Below are 26487 nucleotides of genomic sequence, written 5' to 3' on the forward strand. Positions count from 1 at the left end.
ATGGGTATGTCAAATATGCCGGCAAAAGAAGTATTAGAGCGAGTATATGGTGAAAGCGTAAAGAGTGGGGAAAGATTTGCACACATCGCAAAATGTTTTGCAGAAAATTTTTCAGATGCAGAGGTGGAGTTTTTTACATCACCGGGAAGAACGGAAGTCGTAGGTAATCATACAGACCACAACGGTGGTAAGATCGTGGCTGCAAGTATCAGTTTAGATACGATCGGAGCAGCAGCAGCGAATGGAACAGGAACGATCCGTATTTTAAGTGAAGGCTATGATAAAATTGAAGTAGAGATTGCAAAGGCATCTTCTGTAGAGAAAAAATCAGGAACAAAAGCACTGATCGCAGGAATGGTAGAGGCAATCGGCAAATTTGGCTATAAAGTAGAAGGTTTTGACGCATACATGACAACAGAAGTCATTGCAGCAGCAGGTGTAAGTTCTTCTGCATCATTTGAAATGATGTTCTGTGTGATCGTTAATTCTTTATTTAATGACAATCAGATCGGAATCGGAGATTGTGCAAGGATCGGACAGTATGCAGAAAATAATTTCTGGATGAAATCTTCGGGACTGATGGACCAGATGGCATGTGCAGCAGGCGGTGCGATCCTGTTAGATTTTGCGAACGATATCAAATATGAAAAGATCGAGGCATCTTTTGATAAATTAGGCTATGACATGGTTATTGTCAATACCGGAAAAGGACATGGCGATTTAAGTGATGAGTATTCCGCAGTTCCAAGAGAGATGTTCGATGTTGCAAAAGCATTAGGCGTAAAAAGACTTTGCGAAAGTTCTTTAGATACATTCTTAAAGGACCTTCCAAGAATCGAAAAAGAATTAAACAATGACCGTGCGATCCTGCGTGCACTTCATTTCTATGAGGAGAACCGCAGAGTAGAAGCTACAGCAGAAGCATTAAAAAAAGGCGATGCAAAGACGGTTCTTCAGATGGTGACAGCGTCCGGTAATTCTTCATGGAAATGGTTACAGAACTGTATGTCTAAGTCTAATGAAAAGGATCAGAAAGTTGCACTGACCTTAGCACTTACAGAATTGTATTTAGGCAAATTAGGCGATGGCTGCTGTCGTGTACATGGCGGTGGTTTTGCAGGTGTTATCCTTGCAGTCGTACCAAAGGCAAAGACACAGGATTATGTGGATTATATTGCGACTTATGTTGGCAGAGAAAACGTATATCCGATGCAGATCCGCCAGACAGGTGCAGTCAGCCTTGGAAAATAAGAGATTATTTACATATCAGGATATGTAAAACTGAAATCTTAGTCGACGGTCTGCAATAAATAATGATACATTCTATTGTCTAGAAGCAAAAAAGCAATATACGCCGTTATTGTTAGCAGAAGTTACATTAGAAACAAAAAATTGACAGTGACGTTGAAAAATCTGAAAAAGAGAAAAACCTATTATATAAAAGTTCGAGGATATCAAACCATTGATGGTAAGGTATATTATTCAAAGTATAGTAAAGTAAAGCGGATTTAAAGCGTCCTCAAAGAGAGTATAGAACGGATCTGTTTTTAGATCACATCCATAGAATATGTATTTCCTTTCGTTTCTCCTTGAAATCCATCTCCATGCTGTACTATAATAAGCGTTATGGATCACAGCAAGGAGGAATCAATATGGAATTACTATTTCAGGTCAGCATATGTTTTTTTGCTGGTATGGGAGCAGGTCTTGGTACCGGATTTGCGGGAATGAGTGCAGCAGCCGTAATTACGCCGATGCTCGTTACCTTTCTGGGAATGGAGCCATATGCAGCGGTAGGAATTGCTCTTGCGTCCGATGTACTGGCAAGTGCCATATCAGCCTATACCTATGGAAAGAATAAGAATCTGGATGTTAAGAACGGCATTGTGATGATGGTGAGCGTTCTGGTATTTACAGTTGTCGGAAGTTATATTTCTAGTCTGGTGCCGGCACGTACCATGGGTGGATTTTCTGTATGTATGACATTTTTATTAGGAATCAAATTTATTGTACGTCCGGTAATGACCACAAAACAGGCAATGCAGCAGGTTTCGGCACAGAAACGGTTGATACAGTCCATTCTCTGTGGTATTTTGATCGGATTCATCTGTGGATTCGTTGGTGCAGGTGGTGGAATGATGATGCTTTTGATCTTAACGAGTGTGCTGGGTTATGAATTAAAGACTGCGGTAGGGACAAGTGTCTTTATTATGACATTTACTGCATTCACAGGTTCTGTATCTCATTTTGCGATCGGTGGTGCACCGGATATGCTGATCCTGTTCTTGTGCGTAATGTTTACACTGTTGTGGGCAAGGATTGCAGCAGTCTTTGCGAATAAGGCAGCACCGGAAGTATTAAACCGGGCAACCGGAATTGTATTAGTGGTATTAGGTGCAGCAATCATGGTATTTACATATATCATAAAATAAATATGTGCGTGGGTGAGTCAAAAAGGTCAGAACTCCTATTCCTGCTTGCAGGATAAGAGATCTGACCGTTCTGTTTTTGATATCATATTACAGATTGATAAAACGGTCTGCCTGCGCCTACAAAACCCTCATAATCCGGCAGGATATTTTCGTTGATGTATTTGACAATGGAATCTGTACGCTGCTGCATACCCACTTCCAACCGATAAATACAACAAAAGCAAATACTAAAATACTGATCAGAAGCAAGATGATCAGCATAGTCGGATTTAAAATTTTGAAAATTGTTTTTGGATTCGTCTGTGGTCAGAAGTGTTTCATATGCACTGCATGTGTCAGATATTGTTTTTTTCAAGGATGCTGCCTCATCCTCTAACGTCTGTTGGGCAGTTTCGTCTGTTTCAACAATATGTGCAAATGCAACACGGCGTAATGTCTGGTAGGCAACTGCAACATCATCATATAAAGTTCCTCCCCTTTTTCTTGTATTTTTTTGTTGTATATATGAAGATTCGTGGGTATACTGTAAACAGTAAGAAATTTTGTTATAACGGATTGATTTTGATGTATTCAAACAGTTACATATACTATAAGAAGAAAGAAGGGAAATGCCTATGGGCAGAAAGATACTGGATCGTAAAACATCAGAGCGGAATTTAACAGCAATAGCAGGAATGCTGGTTTTTTCCATGGGAATCAATTTTTTTATCGTACCGGCTGACCTGTATAATGGTGGGCTGATGGGAATCAGTCAGGTTATCCGTACCTTACTTGTACAGTATGTTCATCTGTTTTCAGGAACTACGGATATTGCAGGTATGATCAACCTCATATTGAATATCCCCTTGTTTTTTTTAGCTTATATGACGATCGGGAAAAGTTTTTTTACGAGAACGCTTATATGTGTTGTAAGCCAGACGATATTTTTAAGTATTCTGCCAATTCCTTCAGTACCGGTGGTAGGTGATACGTTAACAGCGGCTATCATCGGAGGAATATTTGGTGGATGTGGAATCGGCATTTCTTTACAAGCCGGAGGTTCGAGCGGAGGTATGGATATTGTCGGAATGTATTTTACAAAAAAATACAAAGGATTCAGCGTTGGCAAGGTTTCGCTTCTGGTAAATGCAGTCGTTTATGGAGTCTGTGCAATCCTGTTTGGTGTGCAGACCGCAGTTTACAGTATCATTTATTCAGCAGTCAGTACGTTGATGTCTGATAAAACACATACACAGAATATCAATACGGAAGTGGTGATCTTTACCAAAAAAGAGCCGAAAGAGATCTTAGATTATATTGTGAAAGAGTTCAAAAGAGATGCAACATGGTGGGAGGCAAAAGGTGGGTATACAGAGAGCCGGACTTATATGGTGATCGCAGTATTATCAAAATATGAGTGTGCACATCTTCGGAAAGATTTAAGAATGATAGATGAAAATGCATTTGTGGTTGCAAAAGACGGCATGAGTATCAATGGTAAATATGAAAAGCATCTGTAGAAAGATGCAGTCTGGAGGAGCGCAGAGTGAAAGAAAATAAACAAATATCTATTAACACAAGTGGAAAAAATGATTTTACAAAGATAGCCAACCGGGTGTCTTTTGTCTCGATCATTGGAAATGTGATCCTTTCGGTATTGAAACTGCTTGCAGGAATCATTGCACATTCAAGTGCGATGATCAGTGATGCGATCCATTCGGCATCCGATGTGTTTAGTACCATCATTGTGATCATCGGGATCAAAGTATCATCAAAGGAATCGGACAAAGAACATCCTTATGGCCATGAACGATTAGAGTGTGTGGCAGCACTTGTATTAGCAATGGTGCTCTTTATTACCGGGCTGGGCATTGGAGCAGGAGCCTGGAGAAATATCTTGCAGGGAAATTACGAAACACTGGAAGTTCCGGGAGTTCTGGCGCTGGCAGCGGCTGTACTCTCCATTTTAAGCAAAGAAGCCATGTTCTGGTATACAAGGTTTTATGCGAAACGGATCGATTCGAGTGCTTTAATGGCTGATGCATGGCATCACCGGTCAGATGCATTTTCTTCAGTAGGTGCATTGATCGGTATCGCAGGTGCAAGGCTTGGCTATCCGATCATGGATTCCATTGCAAGTTTAGTGATTTTTGTATTTATCATAAAAGCCGGTTATGATATTTTTAAAGATGCCGTAGATAAAATGGTCGATCATTCCTGTGACGAAGAAACAGAACGGAAGTTAGCCGCCTGTGTCATGGAACATAAGGATGTGTTAGGGATCGATCTGCTACAGACGCGTATGTTTGGCAATAAGTGGTATGTGGATGTAGAAATTTCTGTCGATGGCAGTTTTACCTTGCAGAGAGCACATCAGATCGCAGAGGACGTGCACAATCGTATGGAAGAAAAGTTCCCGAAAGTGAAACATATCATGGTTCATGTAAACCCGGCAGAAATACATAAAACAGAAAAAGGCAGCAGTAAATATGCAGATTGAGAAAGTTACGATAGCGGATGCAGAAGAATTGCTTGAAATTTATGCACCGTATGTGAAGGATACCGCAATCTCTTTTGAATATAAAATTCCTTCTTTGGAAGAATTTAAAGAACGTATACATCATGTTTCATCGAAGTTTCCTTATATTAAGGCAGTGGAAGATGGTCGGATCTTGGGTTATGCCTATGCCGGTGAATTTAAAGGACGGGAGGCTTATAACTGGTCTGTCGAAACGACGATCTATTTAAGAAAAGATGCAAGGGGAAAAGGAATCGGCAGAGTGCTTTATACCGCCTTAGAGGAATCTTTAAAGAGTATGGGCATCTTAAATATGAATGCCTGCATCGCATTTCCAAGTCAGGAAGATCCACATTTGGGGAAAGACAGTTATTATTTTCATAAAAAAATAGGATTTGAACTGGTAGGAACATTTCATAACAGCGGATATAAGTTTCATACATGGTATGATATGATCTGGATGGAAAAAATGATCGGGGCACATAAGAGCGATCAGGAAAATGTACGGTATGGAGAGTGGGAGATTTAATATCATGAAAGTCGCCGGAGAGTATCAGATCTCCGGCGGCTTTTGTGAATCATAGGATAGAGTAGGATTATTCTCCAAAATATCTCTTTAAGAGTCCTTCAAATGCCTTACCATGTCTGGCTTCATCTTTCGCCATTTCATGCACGGTATCGTGGATGGCATCCAGATCAGCAGCTTTAGAAACTCTTTATTTACAAGGAATAATAGGAAAACAAAGGTACACTTTTCGGTACAAATTTATAAGAACTATCAAAGAACTTCCTGCAAGAAAGTACAACAAAAGTACACTTAGCAGGAGGTTTTATTTATGTCAGAAACAGGATTTGCAGGAGTTTATCAGTTGGAAAATGGTTACTGGGGTTATCGTTACGCTATTGTTATCAACGGAAAGAGGAAAGAAGCAAAGAAATTAAAAAATGAATCGGGGAATCCTTTTAAAACCGCAAAACAGGCGGCAAAGGCAAGAGAAAACGCAATCGCACAAGAGAAGTCAAAAGCTCTGCTGCCGCCGCAAAAAACGATTATAAGAAAGACTGTAACAGAAGTATATCAAGAATACTGCGAAAAAGGCAGGAGCGGAAAAGCCTATACAACTATCAAAAAGCAGGATTCCTTATGGAACAATCATCTGTGCGCCAGATTTGGGAAAAGATACATTGATGAAATAACAGCGGCAGAAATACAGGATTATTTGGAAGAACTGTATTATACGGACAATAGAGCCTATTCCTATACAGAATCCTTTTTGAAAATGTTTTATCTGATTTTCGGACAGGCATATTCCAGAAATTATATTGATGTGGATTCCTACAACAGATTGTGCGTAAACAAAGATACAAAAATCCACATGCCTAAATTAAAGATTGATGACGATTTAGACATTGTTTCTTTTGACGATAAAGAGATTGAGCGGCTAGATAGCTATTTCAAAGGTACAAATGCAGAAACAGCTTATATGTTGGGGAAATATTGCGGATTGCGTATCAATGAGTGCTACGGTTTAAAATGGTCTAATGTGGATATAAAGAACGGTGTTATTACAATAGACAGACAAATGCAGTATCAAAACGGATTGATAAAATTAGTGTCTCTGAAAACCAGAAACGCCAAAAGAACAATTTATATGTGCAGCAAATTAAAAGAATACTTCAAAATGTTAAAGCGGCAGCAGGAGCAGGACAAAAAAGAATTAGCTTTACAGCGGCAGCAGAATCAGACATTTATTCAGGATTTGAATGGGGAAATGATTTCTTCTCTTGAATTGGTTAATTCTCTGCCGAATGGGAAAATACAAACCGTAAATTCCATGAAGTATCATTCGAGAACGTTACAGGGAGAACATAATATATTGTTTAAATATCATTATCTGCGGCATACCTACGGAACAAATTTAGCCGCACTGAATACGCCGGAATATCTATTGTGTAATCAAATGGGGCATAGCAACAGCCAAGTAACGCATAAATATTATGTTGCTATCTCTGAAAAGGGAATTGACGAATTATTGAAAAACCTCGAAAAGATGTAATTGTATACAGTCAAAACAAGTCCATGAAAGAGAGGAAAACAAAATGGAAGAACTGTATTCAATTATGAGAGATTTATTAGAAGTGGAGTACAATCAAGAATCACTATTGCGTCTTTTAAGGGCAGCAGAAGCCGCATACAGCGACGAAAAGCAGGAAGAAGCCAAATACCTTGCCAACTGTACAAAATACTATTTAAAAGCCTTACAAGAGGAATTACAAAGAGGTATCAACCGTTTAGATTCTTATATAGCAGAAGAAGTTAAGAAGCGTTAAAACAATAGGCAGCAGCATTATAGTAAGGAAATGCGGCTGCCTATGCTTTGGGGTATTCTGTTTTTACGTTGCTTGCGCCTGTGATGTAGTCCATAGACACATTGTAAAATCGGGCAAGAATCAAGAGGTTATCAACAGGGATTCTTGTCTTGCCGCTCTCATAGTCTGCATAGGTTCGTTGTCCTATGTGCAGCAGGTCGGCAATTTTCTGCTGTGTTAGGGAATTATCTTCTCTGATTTCCCTTATTCTTTCGTTGTATTTCATGTTGCTACCACCTCGAAAATAGTATAAGTGATTGCTGCATGATTCTTGACAGATAGAGTTATAAACTCTAAAATGTAATTGGAAGATACAATAAAACAAAGGGAGAGTGAAGCGCATGGAGTACATGGGTACAAAAGAAGCCGCTGAAAAGTGGGGTTATACACAAGCCACTATTTCAAAATGGTGTAGGCAAGGCAAAATTTATCTTGTGGTGAAACCAGAGAAAAGGGGCGGTCAATGGCAGATTCCTGTTAATGCGGAATGTCCTAAACAAGGGAAAGGAAAGAAACCATTATGAATGAAAAAAACAATAGCAGCAAATTTGCAGAAATAATGATTATGGGAATATTTTTATTGATTGTATTTGCTATAATTTTCTTGATTGTAGGCGTAAGCAGTGCTAGACATAAAAATGGCTACATACAAGGAGACTATTCAGAATATAAATGTTCAATTTGTAAAAATGCCGCTGATGGTGGGGCGTATTTTTTTGACGGAAAGCCTTATGAAGATATGTATTTATGTAAAGAACACTTCAAAGAAATGAAGTCAAATAATTCTTCGGATAATATTGAATGTAAAGTTTGTCATAGGGAGTTTAAAAAAGGTTCTGAAAATGCAAAAAGTATAAAGAAAACAAATATGTGCAGTCAGTGTTATAAGAATTTTAAAGATGCAAGTGACGTAATCAATGAATTGCCACAAAATTAAGAATAGGCAGCAGGATTTTAATTTCCTGCTGCTGCCTTTAATTCTGCTTTGTATTTGTAGTAGGAATTTCTGGAAATTCCTGCAATCTTTATAACTTCGGAATCGGTGTTTGTACCGTTAAAATCCTTGCTGTTTTTCAGAATGATTTCTTTAGCGGCAGTCTCTTTTTTGGTGGTGTATTTGTTGCCCTTGATTCTGCCTATCTGCTTTCCGTTGAGTTTTGCGGTTTTGATTCCCTCGGAAGTCCTCTGATGTAGGTCTAAAACCTCTTTCTCCGCTTGTTCAAAAGCGATTCTGATTTGTTCCTTTGCAAGCGATAATAAGTATTTGTTGATTCCCTCTAAAATGAAGTCTACATTAGTACCAGTCATTTGTATATTGCTTTCTAAGGCTTTTTTATAAGTGTCTGTGTTGATATGCGGCTCTTTCAAGAATACAAGGCTGATTCCCATATTGAATAATTCTTCGTAAAGTTGAAAGCCCTCGTCTGCATTTCTTGACATTCTGGAAACAGAATCAAAGATAATTGTTATCTCTTTTCCTGCTACCGCTTCTTGCTTTACTAATTTATGGAGTTTGTTCCATTCCTTTCTGCCTGTTGTCTTAGTGCCTGTGTAGACTTCTTTAACAATATGGGCAGCAGGATAAACCTCTAAAATGTTCCGCTCCTGTCTGCTTATATTCTGCTTGGGGGTTGAGATTCTACAATATCCATATTCTTCTTTCATGCTCTTTTAATCTCCTTTTGTACCAGTTTAAACGAACCTCTTTTTTGATACTATTATCTTACCACTTTCTCCCACTTTTGTCAATAATTTTGGTACAAATTTCAATAGGTTTATTTTGGTACAAATTAAAAAACATTATAATAGGAAGAAATTCAATCAAAGTCAAAATTTTTGTACATCTAATATTGTAAAATAAACACATAGAAAACAGAACGAAAACAAAAGGAGAATAACAACTATGAACAACACAAAAGGATATGCAATCAACTTTGTAACAAGAGAAATTATCATCACAAAAAGATTCAGCAAGGCAGCAGGCGTTATTGATTCTGATGCATACAAGACTATGCTTGCATTGAGAAAAGATTTTCCAGATTTTAAGATTACGATAAAGCCCATTGAGAAAAAGGAAAACAAAGTTACATACAAAGGTTTAAGCATTGAGGAAATGAAACGCTTTATTACAGCTAACAGAGACAAGGAAGAACAGGAATTGTTTGAAAAAATTCTGAAATTGCAGGAGGGAAAAAAGGGAAAGTATGCGACAGTGAAGAAGTGGTTTCTTGATAAGTACAAGAATATTTACACGACAGAATTAGAAGAACTTTCCAAAGAAACAGCTACAAAAGAAGCAGCTTAAAAATATAACGTTTAAAGGAGACTCTAACCATGCAAGGAATGAAGATTGATTTTATTACAAACAGCATTATTGTAACAAGAAGTTTTATTGAAGCGGCAGCAGACATCAATTCAGAGGAATACACAAGTCTGCAATTAGCGAAAATGGATAATCCTACTATGAGAGTTGTCCTTAGGAGCACAAGAGCAGGAGGGCGTGAGAGCGGCTATAAAGGTCTTACATACAAGTACATGAGAAAGTTTATCTCTGTTATGGACAGCGCAAACCTCGTTAATTTTGAGAAAACTATTTTACACTATGAAAACTATGGTTATGAAAACGGTACAGTTTACAAATATGTGAGGGAATGGTTTCTTGCCTATTATCCAAACCATAGAGAAATGATAGCGGCAGCCGCACCTAAAGCAGCGGCAGAAACAGTCAATTTGACAGAGCCAGAAGCCGCATGAACTAGGACGAATCGGCAGAGGGGCGGGGCTATATTCTGGGAATCCAGAAATGCGAATCTCCGTTTCCCTTGTCGTTAGGTCTATTCCCTCTCCAAAAGTATTTTTGAATTTCAGAAAGGGAATAGCGGTACAGATATTATTTTGAAATTACGGAAAAAACGAAAAAGTCGGTTAATTTCGATAATTTTTCAATACAGAATCGGTCATAGCGATAAACTCATTTATTACGGAATCTGGGGAAAGAATTTTTACGCCTGTGCCAAGAGCAAATAACCATGCGTAAAATTGAGGGCTTACATTGACGGAGATTCTTACAATCGTTTTATCGGCATTGTCAAAATCTGGTCTTAAATGTGCGGCATAGCCGAATCTGTCAATGAAAACGCCTACAAGGGAGTTAGAACATTCTATACTAACCGTTTCCTCTCTGCCGCCATACATACCAAAAGTTTTTAAGGTATAATCAACAGGGTTAAACGATTTGAAAATTTTCTTTCCCTCTCTTGCTTCATGCAGCAGGTTAATATTTTTCATCTTGTCAATACGATAGTGCTTCAAAAGCTCCGCTGCATTGTCATAGGCAATCAGATAATAGTTATCTGCATTTAAAGATACTGCATAGGGGCTGACGCTGTACAGCTTGCCGCCTTTCTGATATTCCAGTTTATGCTGCGGATTCCAGCGCATATATTGAAATGTGATTTTGCTGTTGTCCGCTATTGCCGCATAGATAGAATCAAGGTTTTCTAATACAGTGTTGTTTATGCTTTTTACCCGATTCCCTAGTAAAACGCTGCGGTTTAAAGCGGCGTTGTCATAATCGCTTGCCAAAGATTTTACTTTATCAATCAATTCTTTTGACTTCTTTTCTGTTAAAAACTTAGAAGCGGCGATAGAATCAATCAAAAACTTCAATTCTGTTATATCAAAAATTCTTTGTGGGTGATGATATTTGCAATCTCCTTTTTCTCTGACAGAAACAATGTCAAAACCTGTATAGTTTAACAATTTAAAATATGTATATACGGTTCTGCGGTCTATAAAAATATCTTTCTTTTCCAGAAATGCAAGTATCTGCGGCATTTTCAAAAAATGCGTTTCGTCTGTTTTCTGCAAAAATAATTCCTGCAAATATATGAGGGATAATCTTTTGCTGTCTGAAATACCATTTTCCATGCTGTGCGCTCCTTAAAAAATAAATGCGTTCATTTTCCTGCTGTTGCTGGTTATATCTGTATTATGTGTATTATCTATATTATCTGTATATATATTATCTATTTCTATATTATGTTGGGGAAGATTTTGTTTCTGCGGTAAACTGTCTTGTCTCTGCTGTGGATTTTGCTGTACAGCGGAGAGATTTTGCTGTTTCTCTGGGAGACCGCTTCTCACACTTTGCTCTTGCGGTGTTTCGTAAAACTCTAATAGATTCCCCTGTCTTTCTATTATATATCCATTGTTTTTTAAAATCTTCAATTTTTTATAATATGTGCTTCGTGGCATACCGATAGCGTTTTGAATAGCCTGTGGGGATAATTCTAATCTGTAATTATTCATGTTAGAAGCAAGATACAGATATAGGGCAAGAGCGGCATAATCTTCTTTTGTCTGCATTAAGACGTTCTGCCAGTTTTCATTTTTTATCTGTAAAAAATCCTTTTTGGGATATTCCCTGTGAATCACAATAAAATTCTGATTTGGTACGGACATTTGCTTTCCTTTCCTCTTGTTATAATTGATAAGCGGCAGCAGGCGTTTTAAAGCCATTTGCCGCCTGTGGATTGCTGCTTTTTGTATTTCTTTTTCTTATATATATTTTATCAAATTTTTGTAATAAAATAAAAAAAGTCCGTCTGAACAGGGGCAGAGAGCGCAAGGGGCAGCCGCCGCATAACATAATAAAAAGTTGTTCCGATTATTCAACTACTTCTTAAAAATTGCTGATAGTTGTGTAAAGTCGTTAAGGAATTGCTGACAGGTTGATGAAAAGAAACGCTTGTAAACAGCGGATAAAAGCGGTAGAATAGGGGTGTAAAAAAGTACACTTTGCAGAAAGTACACTTTATAGGGAAAATAAAGATTGTAGAAAAAGAAAAGTACACTTTTCTTCCACTTGAAAAAAGAGGACAGGCTATAAAACCTATCCTCTCATACTTCAAAAATCCTTGTATTTCTTAGCCAAAATATCTCTTTAAGAGTCCTTCAAATGCCTTACCATGTCTGGCTTCGTCTTTAGCCATCTCATGTACAGTATCATGGATCGCATCGAGATCAGCAGCTTTTGCACGTTTTGCCAGATCAAATTTTCCAGCAGTTGCACCGTTTTCAGCGTCTACACGCATCTGAAGATTTTTCTTCGTGCTGTCTGTTACAACTTCACCAAGTAATTCTGCAAATTTTGCAGCATGTTCTGCTTCTTCCCAAGCAGCTTTTTCATAGTAAAGACCAACTTCTGGATAGCCTTCTCTGTGAGCTACTCTTGCCATTGCAAGGTACATACCAACTTCTGAACATTCTCCTTCAAAGTTTGCTCTTAAATCAGCAACGATATCTTCGCTGACACCTTTTGCAACACCTACAACGTGCTCTGCAGCCCATGTTTTCTCACCTTCCTGTTTGGTGAATTTTTCAGCAGGTGCCTTACAGATTGGACAGGCCTCTGGTGGCTGATCTCCTTCGTGAACATATCCGCATACTGAACATACATATTTTGCCATAATGATAATCTCCTTTTCTTAAATAAATTTAGTTATTTAGTTTACATTCCGGACAGAGTCCGAAAAAATGTGTAATGTGACTGACAATCTTACCATCAAAGTGTTCTCCGGCGAGTTCGTCTAACTGGGATTGATGGTCTAGATCAATGTCTAGTACCCTGCCGCATCTGGTACAGATAAAATGATAATGTGGTGCGGCATTGCCATCGTAGCGGTCGGGACCATTTCCGGGGGAAATGCGCAGGATCTCACCCATCTCCGCTAAAAGATTCAAATTCCTGTAAACAGTACCAAGACTGATATTCGGAAATTCCTGCTTGATATCCAGATAGACCGTTTCTGCAGTTGGGTGTGTACGGTGTGTATCCAGATAACTTTTAATGGATTCACGCTGTCTGCTATATTTAAGCATTAGTGTGGCCTCCTCTTATTGAAAATAGTAATGATTACTGTTTCTGATATGAATATACTATGTGATGTTACTTTTGTCAATCTTTTTTTTAGAAAATTTTTAAGAATATTTATAAGATTCATGCATAGAATACAACAAAACAGTAAAATCAGAGGAATCATGGCAGGGTTACAGCGTTTTATCAGTTATATTTATAGATATGAAAATGATGAAAGACAGGAAAATGCCGGATTTGCCAAGATGGAGATCCGGGGAAATGTATGCAGGATGGAAGTACATATCCAAAATATAAATTTAGAACAGCGGGAAACTACAGTTTATTTATTTACCAGAAAAGAAAATGTTATGCACGGAATTTTAGTCGGGGAGCTCGCTTTGTCAAAAGGCAGGGGAGATGTCCGCTATGCATTTGATACAAAAGAGTTAGTGGAGTTTGGTATTACTGTTTTAGATTTAGAAGGAATATTTATCCCATGCGGAGAAGAAATTTATCTTGCAAGCCAGTGGAAAGAAGGGACAGTCACAAGACAACGGTTTCAGGTGATAGAAAAAAGGAAAACCGCACCGGCGGAGGCAGAAAGTAATGAAATAGAAGAAGCTGCAGATATTCCGTCTGAAAATGGGCAGAATGTAAGTGGACAGCGTGGAAACAATCAGTCTGCGGACGAACGCGAACTATCTGAAAAAGAGCAGGATGAAGCGGAGCAGGAAGTCACAAGAGGGGAAAGCGGCACAGAAGGATCCACTCAGGATCAAAAGGTGACAGCGGCAGAAACTAAGAGCAATACAAGTCAGATGATGAACAACCGGATGAGGATGGGACAAAACAGGTCAGGTAATAGAAATATACAGGCAACAGAACTTCCGATGGAAGAATTTTTAGAAGATAGCAGCTGGGAGAGGATTTTTCAGAAGTTAAGGTTAAAAGAAACGGTTTTCTATCCATTTGAAGGGCAGGAGATCGAATGTATCCGTATGCAGTTACACGATCTGCAGGAATTGCCGAAGAAATACTGGTATATCGGAAATAACAGTTTTCTGCTGCATGGATTTTTTAATTACAGACATATTATCTTAGGAGAAATGCAGGAGAACGGAAAAAAGGCATATTTTATCGGGGTTCCGGGTGTGTTTGCAAATCAGGAACGGATCATGGCATCCATGTTTGGTTTTCCGGAGTTTCGGACTGCAAAAATGGCTGAATACAAAACCGGGAACTTCGGTTACTGGTACCGCATTATTTAAGAAGGGAAAATAGCATATGGTCTTCCCATGTGTCACAGATGCGGATAACTTTCCGGCAGGTGCCCTCATATTCAAAATTTAAAGCCATTAAAAGGTGTATGGAGGGTGCATTGTCTTTCATAACATAGGCCTCTATGCGATGCAGGTGTAATTGTTCAAACATCATGGCAATTCCAAACTGCATCGCTTCTTTTGCGTAACCTCTGCCCTGATAATTCTGATCGAATTTGTAGCCAGTCTTACAGCAGTCATAGATCGAATGGGTGATGTTATAAAAACAGACAGTTCCGATAATGATATCCGGCTGATCTTTTTCATAGATCCAGAAACGCAGGCTTTGCAGACGTAAGGTAAGGTTGTATTCACAGGAAAGTACGGCATTCTGGTATTCTGCGGTATAGAAATTCTCCGGTCGTTTTGCTTCATAGCGTTCAAACAGAAGCTGGTTTCGATTGTAAAAATCAAGAACCGCCATCGCATTTTCCGGTGTTGGTCTTAATATTTTTAATAGCAGGCGTTCAGTTTCGTATGTAAGTTTCATGGAATTGCCTTTCTTGATTTCTTAAAATTTGTTATAATATGATACAAGGGTCAAGAGTTCTGACTTGTTGATCCGCTCACACATGAGGAAGTAGCGATTTCCTTTGGAAATCGCTACTTCCTCATGTGTGTAGAATTGTGGGAGTTGCGTAGCAACGGAGCAATTCGTGTATCAAATGAGTGTAAAAGGTACTCCTTGTATCATACTATATTGCCACAGGATTGGAAAGGGAAAAGATATGCTTAATACAGAAGAAAAATATATGAGGGCTGCGATAAAAGAAGCAAAAAAAGCATATGCATTAGAAGAAGTGCCAATTGGCTGTGTCATTGTCAGAGATGGCAAGATCATTGCGAGAGGTTATAATAGAAGAAACACAGATAAAAATACACTTGCACATGCAGAATTGACGGCGATCAAAAAAGCAAGCAAAAAGTGCGGGGACTGGCGGTTAGAGGACTGCACGATGTATGTGACCTTAGAACCCTGTCAGATGTGTGCCGGAGCCATTGTACAGTCACGAATGAAAAAAGTGGTGATCGCAGCGATGAACCCAAAAGCCGGATGTGCAGGTTCGGTCTTAAATCTGCTGCAGATGGCTGAGTTTAACCATCAGGTAGAAATAGAAAGGGGATTGTTAGAAGAAGAATGTTCGATGATGCTCAGCACCTTTTTCCGCGACCTGCGTGAGAAGAAAAAGAAAAATTCATAGAATCTTAAACAAATCAACGAAAAGTATAAAAGAACAAAAAGCGCCTTTCCTGTATAATGGTTTTTAGGAACAGGAGGCGTTTTTTTATGGCAGGAAACAGAGAAGTACAGATGATATCCATAGAACGAAATGATGCATATAGGCAGAGAAACAGACAGTATGTCAATCATAGATATGCCAAGGAGCGTAGAAATGATTCACGAATGATCCGCAGGCAGAAACGCAGGAGAAAGCAGAAAATGCTTCTGATCCGTACATTTCTTAGTATTGTGCTTTTAGCTGGTCTGTGTTATACAGCAGTTCATTATGACATTGGAGATTTGTTTGGAAAAAAAGCAAAGATAGAACGTTTAAAGAAGTCAGATGAATATCCGAAAGAACTGATCGAACTTGTGAAAAAGAATGAAGAAACTTATGATTTCGTAAAAGATTATCCAAATAGGGAAACTTACCAGAAAGCCACCATTGATATTTCAAAAGATGTTAAAAAAGGAAAAGTGCCACTTTTGATGCAGTGGGACAAGCGTTGGGGATATGATGCTTATGGAGATGCGATGATAGCACTTTCAGGATGTGGTCCTACTTGTATGACGATGGCATATCTGTATCATACGGGTGATACTTCCATGAATCCAAAAAAAATGGCAGAGTATGCACAGGATAACGGATATCATACCGATGAGGGGACAAGCTGGACATTCTGGACAGATGGTGCAACCGGTTTAGGTCTGTATGGGGAGGAGATTTCTTTAAATGAGAGTACGATCGATGCGGTATTAGATTGTGGAGGTCTGGTTGTATGCAGTATGGCACCCGGCGATTTTACAGATACCGGACATTATATTTTGCTTAGGGGATATGACAGCAAAGGATATTTTGTCAATGATCCAAACCACAGGAGCAACAGTAAAAAACAGTGGACGTTTGATACTTTATCCGGACAGATTAAGAATCTTTGGGCAATTTATGGACAGTAGAAGGAAATACCAAATCTAACATTGACAAAAACCGCAGTAAGGTGTAACATAACAGTGTTATGTTACACCTTTATCAAATAAAAGGAGAAAGTAATGGCAGGAAAGAAATTGCAGGATGGTGAAACGAAAAATCAGCTGCTTTTGTGTGCAAAAGAAGAATTTATGCAAAAAGGCTTTATGAAAGCATCGCTCCGGAATATATGCAAACAGGCAGGAGTGACTACAGGAGCATTGTATTTCTTTTTCAAAGATAAAGATGATCTGTTCTGCAATGTCGTTGGCAATATGTTAAAACGTTTGGAGGTTGTCTTAAAGGAACATCTCTCCTTTGAAGCAGAGGAGATGAATACCGGAAAAGCCACAGAACATGATGAGGGCAGTGATTTTGAATCCGCGGTGAGTATTGTACATGAGTTGTATCAGTATCGGGATGAGGTATTGTTGATCTTAACAAAATCACAGGGATCTTCCATGGAATCCATACCGGATCAATTCGTAGATCTGATGGATGCACATAATGTATTTGCCTGTGAAGCTATGTGTAAGGCATATGGAGTGCCTATGGTAGACCGGAAAGTCGTACACTGGATGTCACATTCACAGATCGATATGTTTATTTTTATGGTAACACATATTGACAATGAAGAAGAGGCACTTGCATTTGCAGATAAAGCCATGAAATATTTAGTAGCAGGCTGGTATGGTCTGGTGAAGCCGTGGAATCATTTATAAAAAGTAAGAACAGGTCTTTCTGAAAAATGAAAGACCTTATAAAAAACATTTACATAACGCTGTTATGTAAACACATGAACATATATTGCAACTATAAAAATGCAGAATAATTGCCATTGGGCAAAAGGAGGAAGTTTGATGTATTTAGAAATAGCAGATGTGAAAAAAAGTTATGGTGAAGGTGGAAGTTATGTACAGGTGTTAAAAGGCGTGAACACAGGTGTCGAAAAAGGGCAGATGTGTGTCATACAGGGAACATCCGGTTCCGGTAAATCTACCTTATTAAACTGTATCGGTGGTCTTGATACGATGGATTCAGGTTCGATCAAGGTAGATCAGACGGAGATTTTTGGCATGAATAGTGACCAGTTAGCAGACTACAGACGGGATAATTTAGGATTTATTTTTCAGTTTTATAATTTAGTGCCGAATCTTACGGTCAGGGAAAATATACAGGTGTGCGAATATCTGACGGATGCCCCGCTTTCGATGGACGAACTGATCGAAACCTTAGGTTTAAGTGAGCATCAGAATAAATTTCCGGCACAGCTTTCCGGTGGGCAGCAGCAAAGATGTGCGATCGCAAGGGCATTAGTGAAAAATCCAAAGCTGCTGCTCTGCGATGAACCGACCGGAGCATTGGATTCAAAAACTTCAAGAGATATCTTAGTGCTTTTAGAGGAGATCAATGCAAAGTATGGAACGACAATGCTGATCGTTACCCATAACAATTCCATAAAAAATATGGTACATAAAGTCATTTTTTTAAAGGACGGACAGATCAGTAAGGAATATGAAAATGAAGTGAGAGTACCGGCAGCAGAATTGGAGGATTTATAATATGCAGAAGATCTTAAGAAAAAGAGTCCTGAGGGATTTGAAAGAAAATCTGTTCCGTTATCTTGCACTGGCATTTTTGATCGTGATCGGAATGTATATCATTGTATCTTTGATCGGTGCAGGTGTGACGATCATCGATAACGGACAGAAACACGATGATGCAAATAAGATCGAACAAGGACAGTTTGAGGTTTTTGTGCCATTGACAAAGGCGGGGATAGAAAAGATCAAAGAAGCAGGTGCTTTGGTTGAAGCAATGTTTTATGAGGACTATGCTGTAGATCAGGGGCAGATCGTGCGTGTATTTGCAAACCGCAGACAGATCGATCTGATAGAATGTGACACCGGTCATGTGGCAGAAACAGATGATGAGATCGTCGTCGAAAAACGTTTTGCAGAAGAAAACCAGATACAGACCGGAGATTCCCTTACGATCGCAGGACATATGTTTACGATTACCGGAACCGGAACTACACCGGATTATAATGTACCATTAAAGGAGATTTCCGATTCGGTTGCTGACAGTAAGAATTTCGGAACAGTGTTTGTGACGCAAAAGGCATATGATATGCTTCATGCTACCGGAAAGAGTGAGAAAACTGAAAATTATCTGTATGCTTACAGGCTGACAGGTGATACGGATAATGAAGCCGTCAAAGATGTATTAGAGGATATGAAAGTAGATACAGATAAGATCAAGGATACTTATTTTCAGGAATACTGGAAGCGGACAGGTGCGGTCTTAGATGATTTTAAAAATGGAGTAGAAGATCTGAATGATGGGGCAGAGGAACTGTCAGATGGTTTAGATGAGATCACAGATAATAATAAGGTATTAAATGATGCTGCAGAAAAATTATTTACTGCTTATTTGATACAGGCTTCTTCGGCATTAAAAGGATATGGATTTTCCGTTGAACTTACGGAAGAAAATTTTGAAAAAGAATTAGATCATATTGCAGATAAAGAAGGCGGTGTAGCTGCACTTAGTATCAGAGGGGTAAAAAGTGATCTAAAACAGATCAGACAGTTTAAAGATGGTATCAAAGAATATACCGATGCAGTTTCAGAAGCAGGTGATGGAGCAGAGGAACTGTCAGATGGAATTGAAGAATTAAAGAGTGGAAGTGATGATTTTCTGGATGAATATGATACCGGGCTTTCTGATCTGACACAGTTTATAACAGCAGAGGAAAATCCGAGGATCGGGGCAGCAGCAGACGATCAGCAGATCAATGTACAGTGCGGATATTTTTTCGGAGTTCTTTTAATGATGCTGTTTGCTTATGTGATCTCTGTTTTTGTGGTGCATGGCATTGAAAGAGAAAGCAGTGTGATCGGTGCTTTATATGCGTTAGGAGTCAAAAGAAAAGATCTGATGTTACACTATCTGACACTTCCGGTATGCGTGACAACGGTTGCAGGACTGATCGGGTTTGGTATCGGTATCAGCCCATGGGGAATCCCGACACAGATGGCAGATGCGTATGCTTATTATTCCGTTCCGCAGATAGAGGTATTGATCCCACCGATCTTAATCATCTATGGAATCATTATGCCGCCGGTTACAGCAATCATAGTTAATTATTTTGTGATCCGTAAAAAGTTGTCAAAGACAGCACTTTCCCTGATCAAAAATGAGGTAAAACAGCCGAAAGGAAGTAATGTTAATCTTGGTTCGATGGGATTTATCTCCAGATTCCGCATCAGACAGATGCTTCGGGAAATGCGTACAGGGATTACAGTTATCATCGGTATGTTCATTTCACTGATCTGCCTGATGTTAAGCTTGAATACAGCCGTATTATGCAGTAATGTACAGATAGACAATGTCAAAGATACGAAGTATGAATATATGTATACCTATAAATATCCGACCGAAAATCCACCGGAAGGCGGAGAAGCTGCGTATGTGAAAACGCTTAAAAAAGAAATTTTAGGTTATAATTGGGACATCAATGTGTTAGGATTAGAGGAGGATTCTAAATATTTTGATGCGAAGGTCGTAAAAGGAAGTAAAAATAAAGTAGCTGTATCTTCTGCCCTTGCACAGAAATATAAAATCAAAACAGGAGATGAACTGATCCTGCATGATGAAGATGCACAGATTGATTATGCATTTACGGTAGAAAATATTGTACAATATACACCGGCATTCTATGTATTTATGGATATTGAAGACGCAAGAGAACTCTTTGGAGCCAGTAAAGACGAATATAATGTTGTATTTTCAGATCATGCACTTTCTGTAGATTCTGCAAGATTATACAGCATTGTGACAAAATCCGATATTGAAGCATCCGCAGGAATTTTTTCAGATCTGATGAGAAGCATGGTCATTATGATCGTTGTCATATCAGCACTGATCTTTACGGTTGTGATGTATCTGATGATGAAAGTAATGATAGACCGGTCATCATTTTCTATTTCACTGATCAAAGTATTTGGTTTTCATAAAAAAGAAGTAAGAAAACTATATCTTGATGGAAACTTTTTCATGATCGCTGTCAGTGCAGCAATCTGTCTGCCGCTGTCAAAAGCGATCATGGATCAGGCATATCCGTTTATGGTATCGAACGTAAATTGTGGGATCAATATTGCATTTAAACCATGGCTCTGGGCAGTATTGTATGCAGCAATTTTGCTGTTATATTTTGTGATCAACAAAGCATTAGTAGGCAGATTAAATAAGATCGTTCCTGCGGAAGTGCTTAAGAACAGAGAGTAGAAGTAAGCAGAAAGGAGTGTGGTCAGATGTCAGAAGATAGAACTTATATTGCAATCGATCTGAAATCTTTCTACGCTTCTGTTGAGTGCAGGGAGCGTGGGCGTGATCCGTTGACGACAAATCTGGTGGTTGCCGATAAGAGCCGTACGGAAAAAACAATCTGCCTTGCCGTAACGCCATCTTTAAAAAGTTATGGAATACCGGGCAGACCACGGCTGTTTGAAGTAGTGCAGAAAGTAAAGGCAGCAAACAATGCCCGAAGGTCAAAATTAGGAAAGCAGGAATTTTCCGGATCATCAGATGATGCAGTACAGTTGACAGCCGATCCGTCATTAGCCATCGATTATATCGTTGCACCGCCCCGCATGGCATACTACATGGAATACAGTACGAAAATCTACAATATCTATCTGAAATATATTGCACCGGAAGATATCCATATTTATTCGATCGATGAAGTGTTTATGGATGTGACACAGTATCTTACATTATATCATCTGACAGCGAGAGAACTTGTGATGAAGATGATACAGGACGTTTTGCAGACGACAGGGATCACAGCGACAGCAGGGATCGGGACAAATCTGTATCTTTGCAAGATCGCAATGGATATTGTAGCAAAACATATTGAACCGGACAGCAACGGAGTCCGTATTGCAAAGTTAGATGACATGTCTTACCGCAGGCTTTTGTGGGATCACAGACCGCTTACAGATTTCTGGCGTGTCGGCAGAGGATATGCAAAGAAGTTAGAGCAAAACGGATTGTATACGATGGGGGATATTGCAAGGTGTTCGATCGGAAAATCCAATGAATTTTATAATGAAGATCTGCTCTATCATCTGTTTGGCGTCAATGCAGAACTGCTCATAGACCATGCATGGGGGTACGAACCATGTACCATAGAGCAGGTGAAAGCTTATCAGCCGGAAACAAACAGTGTCAGTTCCGGTCAGGTGCTCCATTGCCCATATGATTTTGAAGGGGCAAGGCTGATCGTAAAAGAAATGACAGATCAGGTGGTATTAGATTTAGTGGATAAAGGACTCGTGACAGACCAGATCGTGCTTACGATTGGCTATGATATTGAAAATCTATCCGATCCAAAGCGTAGAAAAATGTATAAAGGTGTTGTAACAACTGACCATTATGGAAGGCAGATCCCAAAACATGCCCATGGAACGACAAATCTGAAAAGACAGACATCGTCAACACAAATGATCATGGATGCAGTGATGGAATTATATGACAGAATCGTGGATAAAAATCTTTTGATCCGGAGGATTACAATTACGGCGAATAAGCTGATCGATGAACGGTTCGCAAAACAGCACGATGCCTATGAGCAGATGGATCTTTTTACGGATTATAAAGAGTTAGAACGCACCCGGAAAAAAGAAGATGAAGCTTTAGAGCGGGAAAAAAATATACAGAAAGCAATGTTAGATATCAAAAAGAAATATGGAAAGAATGCTATTTTAAAAGGAATGAATCTGTTAGAAGGAGCAACAGCGAAAGACCGGAATGAGCAGATTGGCGGTCATAAGGCATAGAGGAGCAGAGTCATGGATGAGAAAAAAGAATTTCATAAATATGATGATATCATAAATTTACCGCATCCGGTTTCAAAAACGCATCCCCGTATGTCTTTACATGACCGTGCGGCACAGTTTTCGGCATTTGCGGCACTGACCGGACACGAAGAAGCGGTCATGGAAACTGCCCGTCTGACAGAAGAAAGGCAAATCTTGACCGAAGATGCCGTTGCAAAATTAAATGAACAGCTTCAGTTGATCAGAGAGAATCTGGATAAAAAATGGGATGTTGTGATCACTTATTTTATACCTGATGCGAAAAAATCCGGCGGGGCATACATTTCCCATTCCGGTATCGTGAAAAAAATGGACGTGTATACACATACGATCGTCATGGAAGATGGTACAGTGATACCGATGGAGGAGATTTTGGAAATGGAAGTACGGTCTGATCTGAGTGAGGACACTTTCAGAAAATGAAAAATTTTTGATTTTTGAAAGTGGCTGGTTCTTATGCTTATAGAACAGAAAAAAACCGGATAAATTATATCAGTAATCTGACTTCGCCGAATAAAGTAAGTCAGTTATTGACTGCAAATGATACGGTAACGAATCATGTAACGATCGGCAGATATATTAAATATTTATGTAATGCATTTGTATTTTATGATATTAAACGTTATGACATTCGGGGAAAGAAGTATTTCCGTTGCTTCAGATTCGGGATGCTCATCCGAAAATGATAATCGCACGAACAAGGCATGATGAGTATCAGTACGAGGGTATTAAGATAGTAGATATTGCTGATTGGCTGTTAAATCCATAGTTTATTAGCGAAAAACAAAAAACAGGAATATTTTTATGAGTTTTCCACATACTAACTCCAAAGCTAATTTATAGCAAAAAGAGTGGAAAGTCACTCTTTTTATAATATGCATTTGGAGGAAAAATTTATGAAAGCAACAGGAATCGTGCGAAGAATAGACTATCCTGTTATAATAAGCTAAAGCCAAGAAACCCAGATAAATCAATGGTTTTCGCTGATTTTGTCCAAAGTAAATTTGCTTGAAATCATCATATCATGGGATTCTCAAAAGGTAAATATGAGTACCTTGAATACAGTCAAAAAAGTATGGCTATACTTAGGATAATTGGAGCAATATTCTGTGGGGCAATGCCTATGCACAGATTATCTGAAACGGCAAGGGCGAAGTTGTGGCTCTGTATCCGTTGATGCCAAACCGCATGACGGTGGACAGAGACAAACCTCGTACTTATCGGCAGTTCTCTTTTTGAATATAACGGTTATCTGTTCAAAGAGGATAGCCTGTGATAAAATGTTATGAGGATAATGCCTATGTGTTACTTTGAAGATATACGGGCAAATTAAATATGGGAGGTGGCAATATGACCATAGAAGAAATTCTTGCCGGGGAATCCCAGAACGTAGAGTTCAAGGTGCAACGCCCGGATAAGAGTATCAAATACATGAAAACTGTTGTTGCTTTTGCCAATGGCAAAGGTGGGCAGATTGTATTTGGTATTGATGATAAAACCAGAGAAGTAGTTGGAATTTCGGAAGATGTTGTTTTTCAGGAAATCGACGCAATTACCAATGCGATTTCAGATAGCTGTGAACCAACAATTATCCCAGATGTGTATTTGCAGAACATAAATGAAAAACCAGTAATTGTTGCCGAAATTAGAGCCGGACGACAGAAACCATATTATATTAAAGCGGATGGTTTGGAAAATGGTGTGTATATCCGTGTGTCTGGCACTACTCGTCCAGCTGATCGTGAGATGTCCAGAGAATTGTACTATGAATGCGATGGACATGCTTTTGATTCTGTGATTCGCAGAGATTTGAAGGTGACAGATGAAGATATTGACACGCTTTGCAGGCAAATGAAGGAGGTTGCCATTGCGAACGGCAAGTCTGATCTCCAGAGAGCAGCTGTAAAGGACGTGACAAAAAATGTTCTGATCAGTTGGGGCATTTTAAAAAAAAGTGAAGATGGAAATATCTATCCAACCAATGCGTATGTTTATCTGACAGGGCAAGGCGGCTTACGTTCCGTGATACAGTGCGGCGTGTTCAAAGGAACAACCCGTGCAGTATTTTTAGATCGCCGGAATTACGAAGGACCACTTTGGGACCAAGTAGACGAAGCGGTAAAATTTGTTCTGCGAAATATCCGCATGGGTTGCCGGTTGGAAGGCGTGTATCGTCAGGATATTTATGAGCTGCCGCCGGATAGTATCCGTGAGTTGATTGTAAATGCGGTTATGAATTGCAGTTACATTCAGGCTTCAAATATTCAGGTGGCAATTTATGATGACCGACTGGAAATTACGTCTCCGGGTGGTCTGCTTCCTGGTGTGACGATTGATTTGATGAAAGAAGGATTTTCAAAAATCAGGAATCGTTCGCTCGCTAATGCTTTTGCATATATGAATCTTGTTGAAGCATGGGGCAGCGGTATTCCGAAACTTATGCAGGCTATGAAAGAATATGGTTTGCGTGAGCCGGAATTTATCGACATGGAAGTTGCGTTCCGAATCAATCTTTATCGAGGTCAGAATGGGGTCAATGATCTCAATCGTGACCTCAATGACCTCAATCATGATCCCGTTGACCCCAAAATTGACCTCGAAACTCGATTAGAAGAAGTAATTCGTAAATCTCCTGAGCTTACCTACAAAGCACTTGGAGAGATACTTGCTGTTTCAGCGGCAACAGTGAAACGTACTATGGCAAAAATGCAGCAGGAAGGCAAGATTGTCCGTGAGGGGTCTAATAGAAAAGGAAAATGGATATTGACAGATAAGAAGTAATGATATAGGACTGATGGGATGAATGACACGACAAGAAGTATTTAGCTGGTGCAAGCAACAATACGGTACAGAACCGGAGTATCCGTGGAATGACTGGAATGTTGTTTTACGCCACACGGACAATCAGAAATGGAACGCTCTTATCATGGAAGTTCCGGGAAGAAATCTGAAAGGATTGGTTTGAAACTGAATGTTTTTACGGATGTCCAGCTTTTTGAGCGTAAATGGAGAAAGGCTCTGAATGCGAACACAGCAGAGGAAAAGGCAGAGTTGCTGAAAACGATTCATCAGGATCGGGATTATCACTGCGTTCACCGGTATGCTGCGAAAGCATTGGCGATTGTTCCATATAATGCTGATATTTATTATTGGCTGATTCATGTGATTCATAAGCAGGGACATAGCGAAATTGCAAGAAGTGAGCTGCAGACGGCAAAGAAGCGACTGCTTGAGGAAGAATATGCAGTGCTGACAAATAGATTGGCTGTGGAAGCCGGGATGATATAGAAAGTGCAGGAATGTAAAAATGCCGGAGGTAAACGAACTTACTTCCGGCACTTTTTTCAATATGATTCACATTGCATTATAAATTCGTGCAACAGTGTCGCACTTTTTATTTAGCGATAGATTTGCAAACTGGAGGGTGTTTCATTCGTTCTTCAAATAACGAATAATATTTTTCTGTAACTGATGGTATCGCTCTTTGGTGTTCGGGTTCTTTCCACAATACTCTCTTTTCATTTGTTCATTAGGTTCGTATGCTATCGGAATATCGTATAAATCGAATTGCTCACGGGTAAGATCGACATAACATCCATCAATTTTATTGAAATAATGTGTTCCTCCTCCGTTCACTCTGATACGATGAATACTTCCTCCAAACATATCATAAACAAGCATTGCTGTAATAGCACATTGCCCGTAGGAGGGATCGGTCGAAACCCATTCTGCCTGACATGACGGATATGCCGTCTCTGCCGACCATGTTTTCCTTAACACTGCATACAACTTATGTAATGTATCAATCCCAGGAAATGCAGCTACTTCCTGACATCTTTTTTCAGCTAATTCCTCTCCCTGATAATAAGAATCATCAGCACCAGCCGGCACTATTTCTTCCAAATTTTCCAAAGCCTTTTTTATTGCACTACTCATAG

Annotated in this window: 31 protein-coding genes and 2 pseudogenes; 23 read left to right on the forward strand and 10 right to left on the reverse strand. The window is 39.2% G+C overall.

Annotation, left to right across the window (positions count from 1 at the left end):
• The first annotated feature begins 6 nt into the window (after positions 1 to 6).
• Both H8S17_RS00500 and H8S17_RS00505 read left to right on the forward strand, forming a co-directional pair.
• A complete protein-coding gene (locus tag H8S17_RS00500) occupies positions 7 to 1251 on the forward strand; it encodes a galactokinase (RefSeq protein ID WP_330595579.1) in 1245 nt (414 codons plus the stop codon).
• A 401-nt stretch (positions 1252 to 1652) separates the two neighbouring features.
• The gene (locus H8S17_RS00505) at positions 1653 to 2432 is read left to right on the forward strand and encodes a sulfite exporter TauE/SafE family protein (RefSeq protein WP_186865780.1); all 780 of its coding nucleotides are present in this window, start codon (positions 1653 to 1655) and stop codon (positions 2430 to 2432) included.
• Between the two features lie 82 nt (positions 2433 to 2514).
• Here H8S17_RS00505 and H8S17_RS00510 read toward each other — a convergent pair whose 3' ends face one another.
• On the reverse strand, positions 2515 to 3006 hold the full coding sequence (locus H8S17_RS00510) for an MCP four helix bundle domain-containing protein (protein ID WP_186865781.1): 492 nt from the start codon (positions 3004 to 3006) through the stop codon (positions 2515 to 2517).
• Between the two features lie 40 nt (positions 3007 to 3046).
• On the opposite strand from H8S17_RS00510, the gene H8S17_RS00515 reads away from it, so the two are divergent.
• The 3 genes from H8S17_RS00515 to H8S17_RS00525 are packed head-to-tail and all read left to right on the forward strand — an operon-like array spanning position 3047 to position 5458.
• Entirely contained in the window at positions 3047 to 3931 is an 885-nt protein-coding gene (locus H8S17_RS00515; protein ID WP_186865782.1) for a YitT family protein, read from the forward strand.
• 26 nt (positions 3932 to 3957) lie between these two features.
• Positions 3958 to 4911 carry a cation diffusion facilitator family transporter gene (locus H8S17_RS00520; RefSeq protein WP_330595580.1) on the forward strand — a complete coding sequence of 318 codons (954 nt, stop codon included), beginning with the start codon at positions 3958 to 3960 and terminating at the stop codon, positions 4909 to 4911.
• Positions 4901 to 5458 (forward strand): GNAT family N-acetyltransferase, encoded by a 558-nt coding sequence (locus H8S17_RS00525; RefSeq protein WP_186865783.1) that lies wholly within the window; start codon positions 4901 to 4903, stop codon positions 5456 to 5458. Before H8S17_RS00520 ends, H8S17_RS00525 begins: the two co-directional genes overlap by 11 nt.
• A gap of 67 nt (positions 5459 to 5525) precedes the next feature.
• Here H8S17_RS00525 and H8S17_RS17040 read toward each other — a convergent pair.
• Positions 5526 to 5639 (reverse strand): annotated as a pseudogene (locus H8S17_RS17040) (NADH peroxidase); the annotation flags it as partial.
• 126 nt (positions 5640 to 5765) lie between these two features.
• On the opposite strand from H8S17_RS17040, the gene H8S17_RS00535 reads away from it, so the two are divergent.
• Together H8S17_RS00535 and H8S17_RS00540 are read left to right on the forward strand one after the other, a co-directional pair.
• Complete coding sequence (locus H8S17_RS00535) at positions 5766 to 6986, forward strand: tyrosine-type recombinase/integrase (protein ID WP_186865784.1); 1221 nt, start codon at positions 5766 to 5768, stop codon at positions 6984 to 6986.
• Positions 6987 to 7029: 43 nt separating this feature from the next.
• Entirely contained in the window at positions 7030 to 7260 is a 231-nt protein-coding gene (locus tag H8S17_RS00540; RefSeq protein WP_186865785.1) for a hypothetical protein, read from the forward strand.
• Positions 7261 to 7300: 40 nt separating this feature from the next.
• Here the strand turns inward: H8S17_RS00540 and H8S17_RS00545 are convergent, their stop codons facing one another.
• Positions 7301 to 7525 carry a helix-turn-helix domain-containing protein gene (locus H8S17_RS00545; protein WP_101876506.1) on the reverse strand — a complete coding sequence of 75 codons (225 nt, stop codon included), beginning with the start codon at positions 7523 to 7525 and terminating at the stop codon, positions 7301 to 7303.
• Positions 7526 to 7640: 115 nt separating this feature from the next.
• Between H8S17_RS00545 and H8S17_RS00550 the strand changes: the two genes are divergently transcribed.
• A complete protein-coding gene (locus H8S17_RS00550; RefSeq protein WP_186865786.1) occupies positions 7641 to 7823 on the forward strand; it encodes a helix-turn-helix domain-containing protein in 183 nt (60 codons plus the stop codon).
• Positions 7820 to 8236 (forward strand): hypothetical protein, encoded by a 417-nt coding sequence (locus H8S17_RS00555; RefSeq protein WP_186865787.1) that lies wholly within the window; start codon positions 7820 to 7822, stop codon positions 8234 to 8236. Before H8S17_RS00550 ends, H8S17_RS00555 begins: the two co-directional genes overlap by 4 nt.
• A 17-nt stretch (positions 8237 to 8253) precedes the next feature.
• On the opposite strand, the gene H8S17_RS00560 is transcribed toward H8S17_RS00555, so the two are convergent.
• Positions 8254 to 8964, reverse strand: coding sequence for a recombinase family protein (locus H8S17_RS00560; protein ID WP_186865788.1), 711 nt, complete (start codon positions 8962 to 8964; stop codon positions 8254 to 8256).
• 238 nt (positions 8965 to 9202) lie between these two features.
• On the opposite strand from H8S17_RS00560, the gene H8S17_RS00565 reads away from it, so the two are divergent.
• Both H8S17_RS00565 and H8S17_RS00570 read left to right on the forward strand, forming a co-directional pair.
• On the forward strand, positions 9203 to 9604 hold the full coding sequence (locus H8S17_RS00565) for a hypothetical protein (RefSeq protein ID WP_101876503.1): 402 nt from the start codon (positions 9203 to 9205) through the stop codon (positions 9602 to 9604).
• 29 nt (positions 9605 to 9633) lie between these two features.
• Positions 9634 to 10053: a hypothetical protein gene (locus H8S17_RS00570; protein ID WP_186865789.1), complete on the forward strand. Its 420-nt coding sequence runs from the start codon at positions 9634 to 9636 to the stop codon at positions 10051 to 10053.
• 171 nt (positions 10054 to 10224) lie between these two features.
• Here H8S17_RS00570 and H8S17_RS00575 read toward each other — a convergent pair whose 3' ends face one another.
• The 4 genes from H8S17_RS00575 to H8S17_RS00590 all read right to left on the reverse strand — a co-directional run bounded on the left by H8S17_RS00575 (position 10225) and on the right by H8S17_RS00590 (position 13182).
• Positions 10225 to 11229, reverse strand: a complete 1005-nt coding sequence (locus H8S17_RS00575) for a helix-turn-helix transcriptional regulator (RefSeq protein WP_186865790.1) — start codon at positions 11227 to 11229, stop codon at positions 10225 to 10227.
• Between the two features lie 12 nt (positions 11230 to 11241).
• Complete coding sequence (locus tag H8S17_RS00580) at positions 11242 to 11667, reverse strand: helix-turn-helix domain-containing protein (protein WP_186865791.1); 426 nt, start codon at positions 11665 to 11667, stop codon at positions 11242 to 11244.
• A 560-nt stretch (positions 11668 to 12227) separates the two neighbouring features.
• Positions 12228 to 12770 (reverse strand): NADH peroxidase, encoded by a 543-nt coding sequence (locus tag H8S17_RS00585; protein ID WP_186865792.1) that lies wholly within the window; start codon positions 12768 to 12770, stop codon positions 12228 to 12230.
• A gap of 28 nt (positions 12771 to 12798) precedes the next feature.
• The gene (locus tag H8S17_RS00590; protein ID WP_186865793.1) at positions 12799 to 13182 is read right to left on the reverse strand and encodes a Fur family transcriptional regulator; all 384 of its coding nucleotides are present in this window, start codon (positions 13180 to 13182) and stop codon (positions 12799 to 12801) included.
• Positions 13183 to 13341: 159 nt separating this feature from the next.
• On the opposite strand from H8S17_RS00590, the gene H8S17_RS00595 reads away from it, so the two are divergent.
• Positions 13342 to 14427: a DUF6128 domain-containing protein gene (locus H8S17_RS00595; protein WP_186865794.1), complete on the forward strand. Its 1086-nt coding sequence runs from the start codon at positions 13342 to 13344 to the stop codon at positions 14425 to 14427.
• On the opposite strand, the gene H8S17_RS00600 is transcribed toward H8S17_RS00595, so the two are convergent.
• On the reverse strand, positions 14420 to 14968 hold the full coding sequence (locus H8S17_RS00600; RefSeq protein ID WP_186865795.1) for a GNAT family N-acetyltransferase: 549 nt from the start codon (positions 14966 to 14968) through the stop codon (positions 14420 to 14422). The two genes, H8S17_RS00595 and H8S17_RS00600, sit on opposite strands and share 8 nt — an antisense overlap.
• A 238-nt stretch (positions 14969 to 15206) precedes the next feature.
• On the opposite strand from H8S17_RS00600, the gene tadA reads away from it, so the two are divergent.
• The 11 genes and pseudogenes from tadA (at position 15207) to H8S17_RS00655 (ending at position 25837) form a co-directional block, all read left to right on the forward strand.
• On the forward strand, positions 15207 to 15680 hold the full coding sequence (gene tadA / locus H8S17_RS00605; protein ID WP_186865796.1) for a tRNA adenosine(34) deaminase TadA: 474 nt from the start codon (positions 15207 to 15209) through the stop codon (positions 15678 to 15680).
• Positions 15681 to 15766: 86 nt separating this feature from the next.
• Positions 15767 to 16657 (forward strand): C39 family peptidase, encoded by an 891-nt coding sequence (locus tag H8S17_RS00610; protein WP_186865797.1) that lies wholly within the window; start codon positions 15767 to 15769, stop codon positions 16655 to 16657.
• 93 nt (positions 16658 to 16750) lie between these two features.
• Positions 16751 to 17389: a TetR/AcrR family transcriptional regulator gene (locus tag H8S17_RS00615; RefSeq protein ID WP_186865798.1), complete on the forward strand. Its 639-nt coding sequence runs from the start codon at positions 16751 to 16753 to the stop codon at positions 17387 to 17389.
• Between the two features lie 138 nt (positions 17390 to 17527).
• Positions 17528 to 18229 (forward strand): ABC transporter ATP-binding protein, encoded by a 702-nt coding sequence (locus H8S17_RS00620; RefSeq protein WP_186865799.1) that lies wholly within the window; start codon positions 17528 to 17530, stop codon positions 18227 to 18229.
• Between the two features lies 1 nt (position 18230).
• Complete coding sequence (locus tag H8S17_RS00625; RefSeq protein ID WP_186865800.1) at positions 18231 to 20957, forward strand: ABC transporter permease; 2727 nt, start codon at positions 18231 to 18233, stop codon at positions 20955 to 20957.
• A gap of 26 nt (positions 20958 to 20983) precedes the next feature.
• Complete coding sequence (locus H8S17_RS00630; RefSeq protein ID WP_186865801.1) at positions 20984 to 22510, forward strand: Y-family DNA polymerase; 1527 nt, start codon at positions 20984 to 20986, stop codon at positions 22508 to 22510.
• A gap of 12 nt (positions 22511 to 22522) precedes the next feature.
• Positions 22523 to 22972, forward strand: coding sequence for a hypothetical protein (locus H8S17_RS00635; RefSeq protein WP_186865802.1), 450 nt, complete (start codon positions 22523 to 22525; stop codon positions 22970 to 22972).
• Between the two features lie 20 nt (positions 22973 to 22992).
• A pseudogene (locus tag H8S17_RS00640) lies at positions 22993 to 23318 on the forward strand (ATPase); the annotation flags it as partial.
• A gap of 581 nt (positions 23319 to 23899) precedes the next feature.
• Positions 23900 to 25330, forward strand: a complete 1431-nt coding sequence (locus tag H8S17_RS00645) for an RNA-binding domain-containing protein (protein WP_186865803.1) — start codon at positions 23900 to 23902, stop codon at positions 25328 to 25330.
• 22 nt (positions 25331 to 25352) lie between these two features.
• Entirely contained in the window at positions 25353 to 25514 is a 162-nt protein-coding gene (locus H8S17_RS00650; protein WP_243237921.1) for an MmcQ/YjbR family DNA-binding protein, read from the forward strand.
• Positions 25511 to 25837: a hypothetical protein gene (locus H8S17_RS00655; RefSeq protein ID WP_186865804.1), complete on the forward strand. Its 327-nt coding sequence runs from the start codon at positions 25511 to 25513 to the stop codon at positions 25835 to 25837. The genes H8S17_RS00650 and H8S17_RS00655 overlap by 4 nt, the downstream gene beginning before the upstream one ends.
• Before the next feature lie 141 nt (positions 25838 to 25978).
• On the opposite strand, the gene H8S17_RS00660 is transcribed toward H8S17_RS00655, so the two are convergent.
• Complete coding sequence (locus H8S17_RS00660; protein WP_243237922.1) at positions 25979 to 26485, reverse strand: YunG family protein; 507 nt, start codon at positions 26483 to 26485, stop codon at positions 25979 to 25981.
• Between the last annotated feature and the right edge of the window lie 2 nt (positions 26486 to 26487).

Source organism: Roseburia zhanii (assembly GCF_014287635.1).
In the GTDB taxonomy this organism is placed as follows: Bacteria; Bacillota; Clostridia; order Lachnospirales; family Lachnospiraceae; genus Roseburia_B; species Roseburia_B zhanii.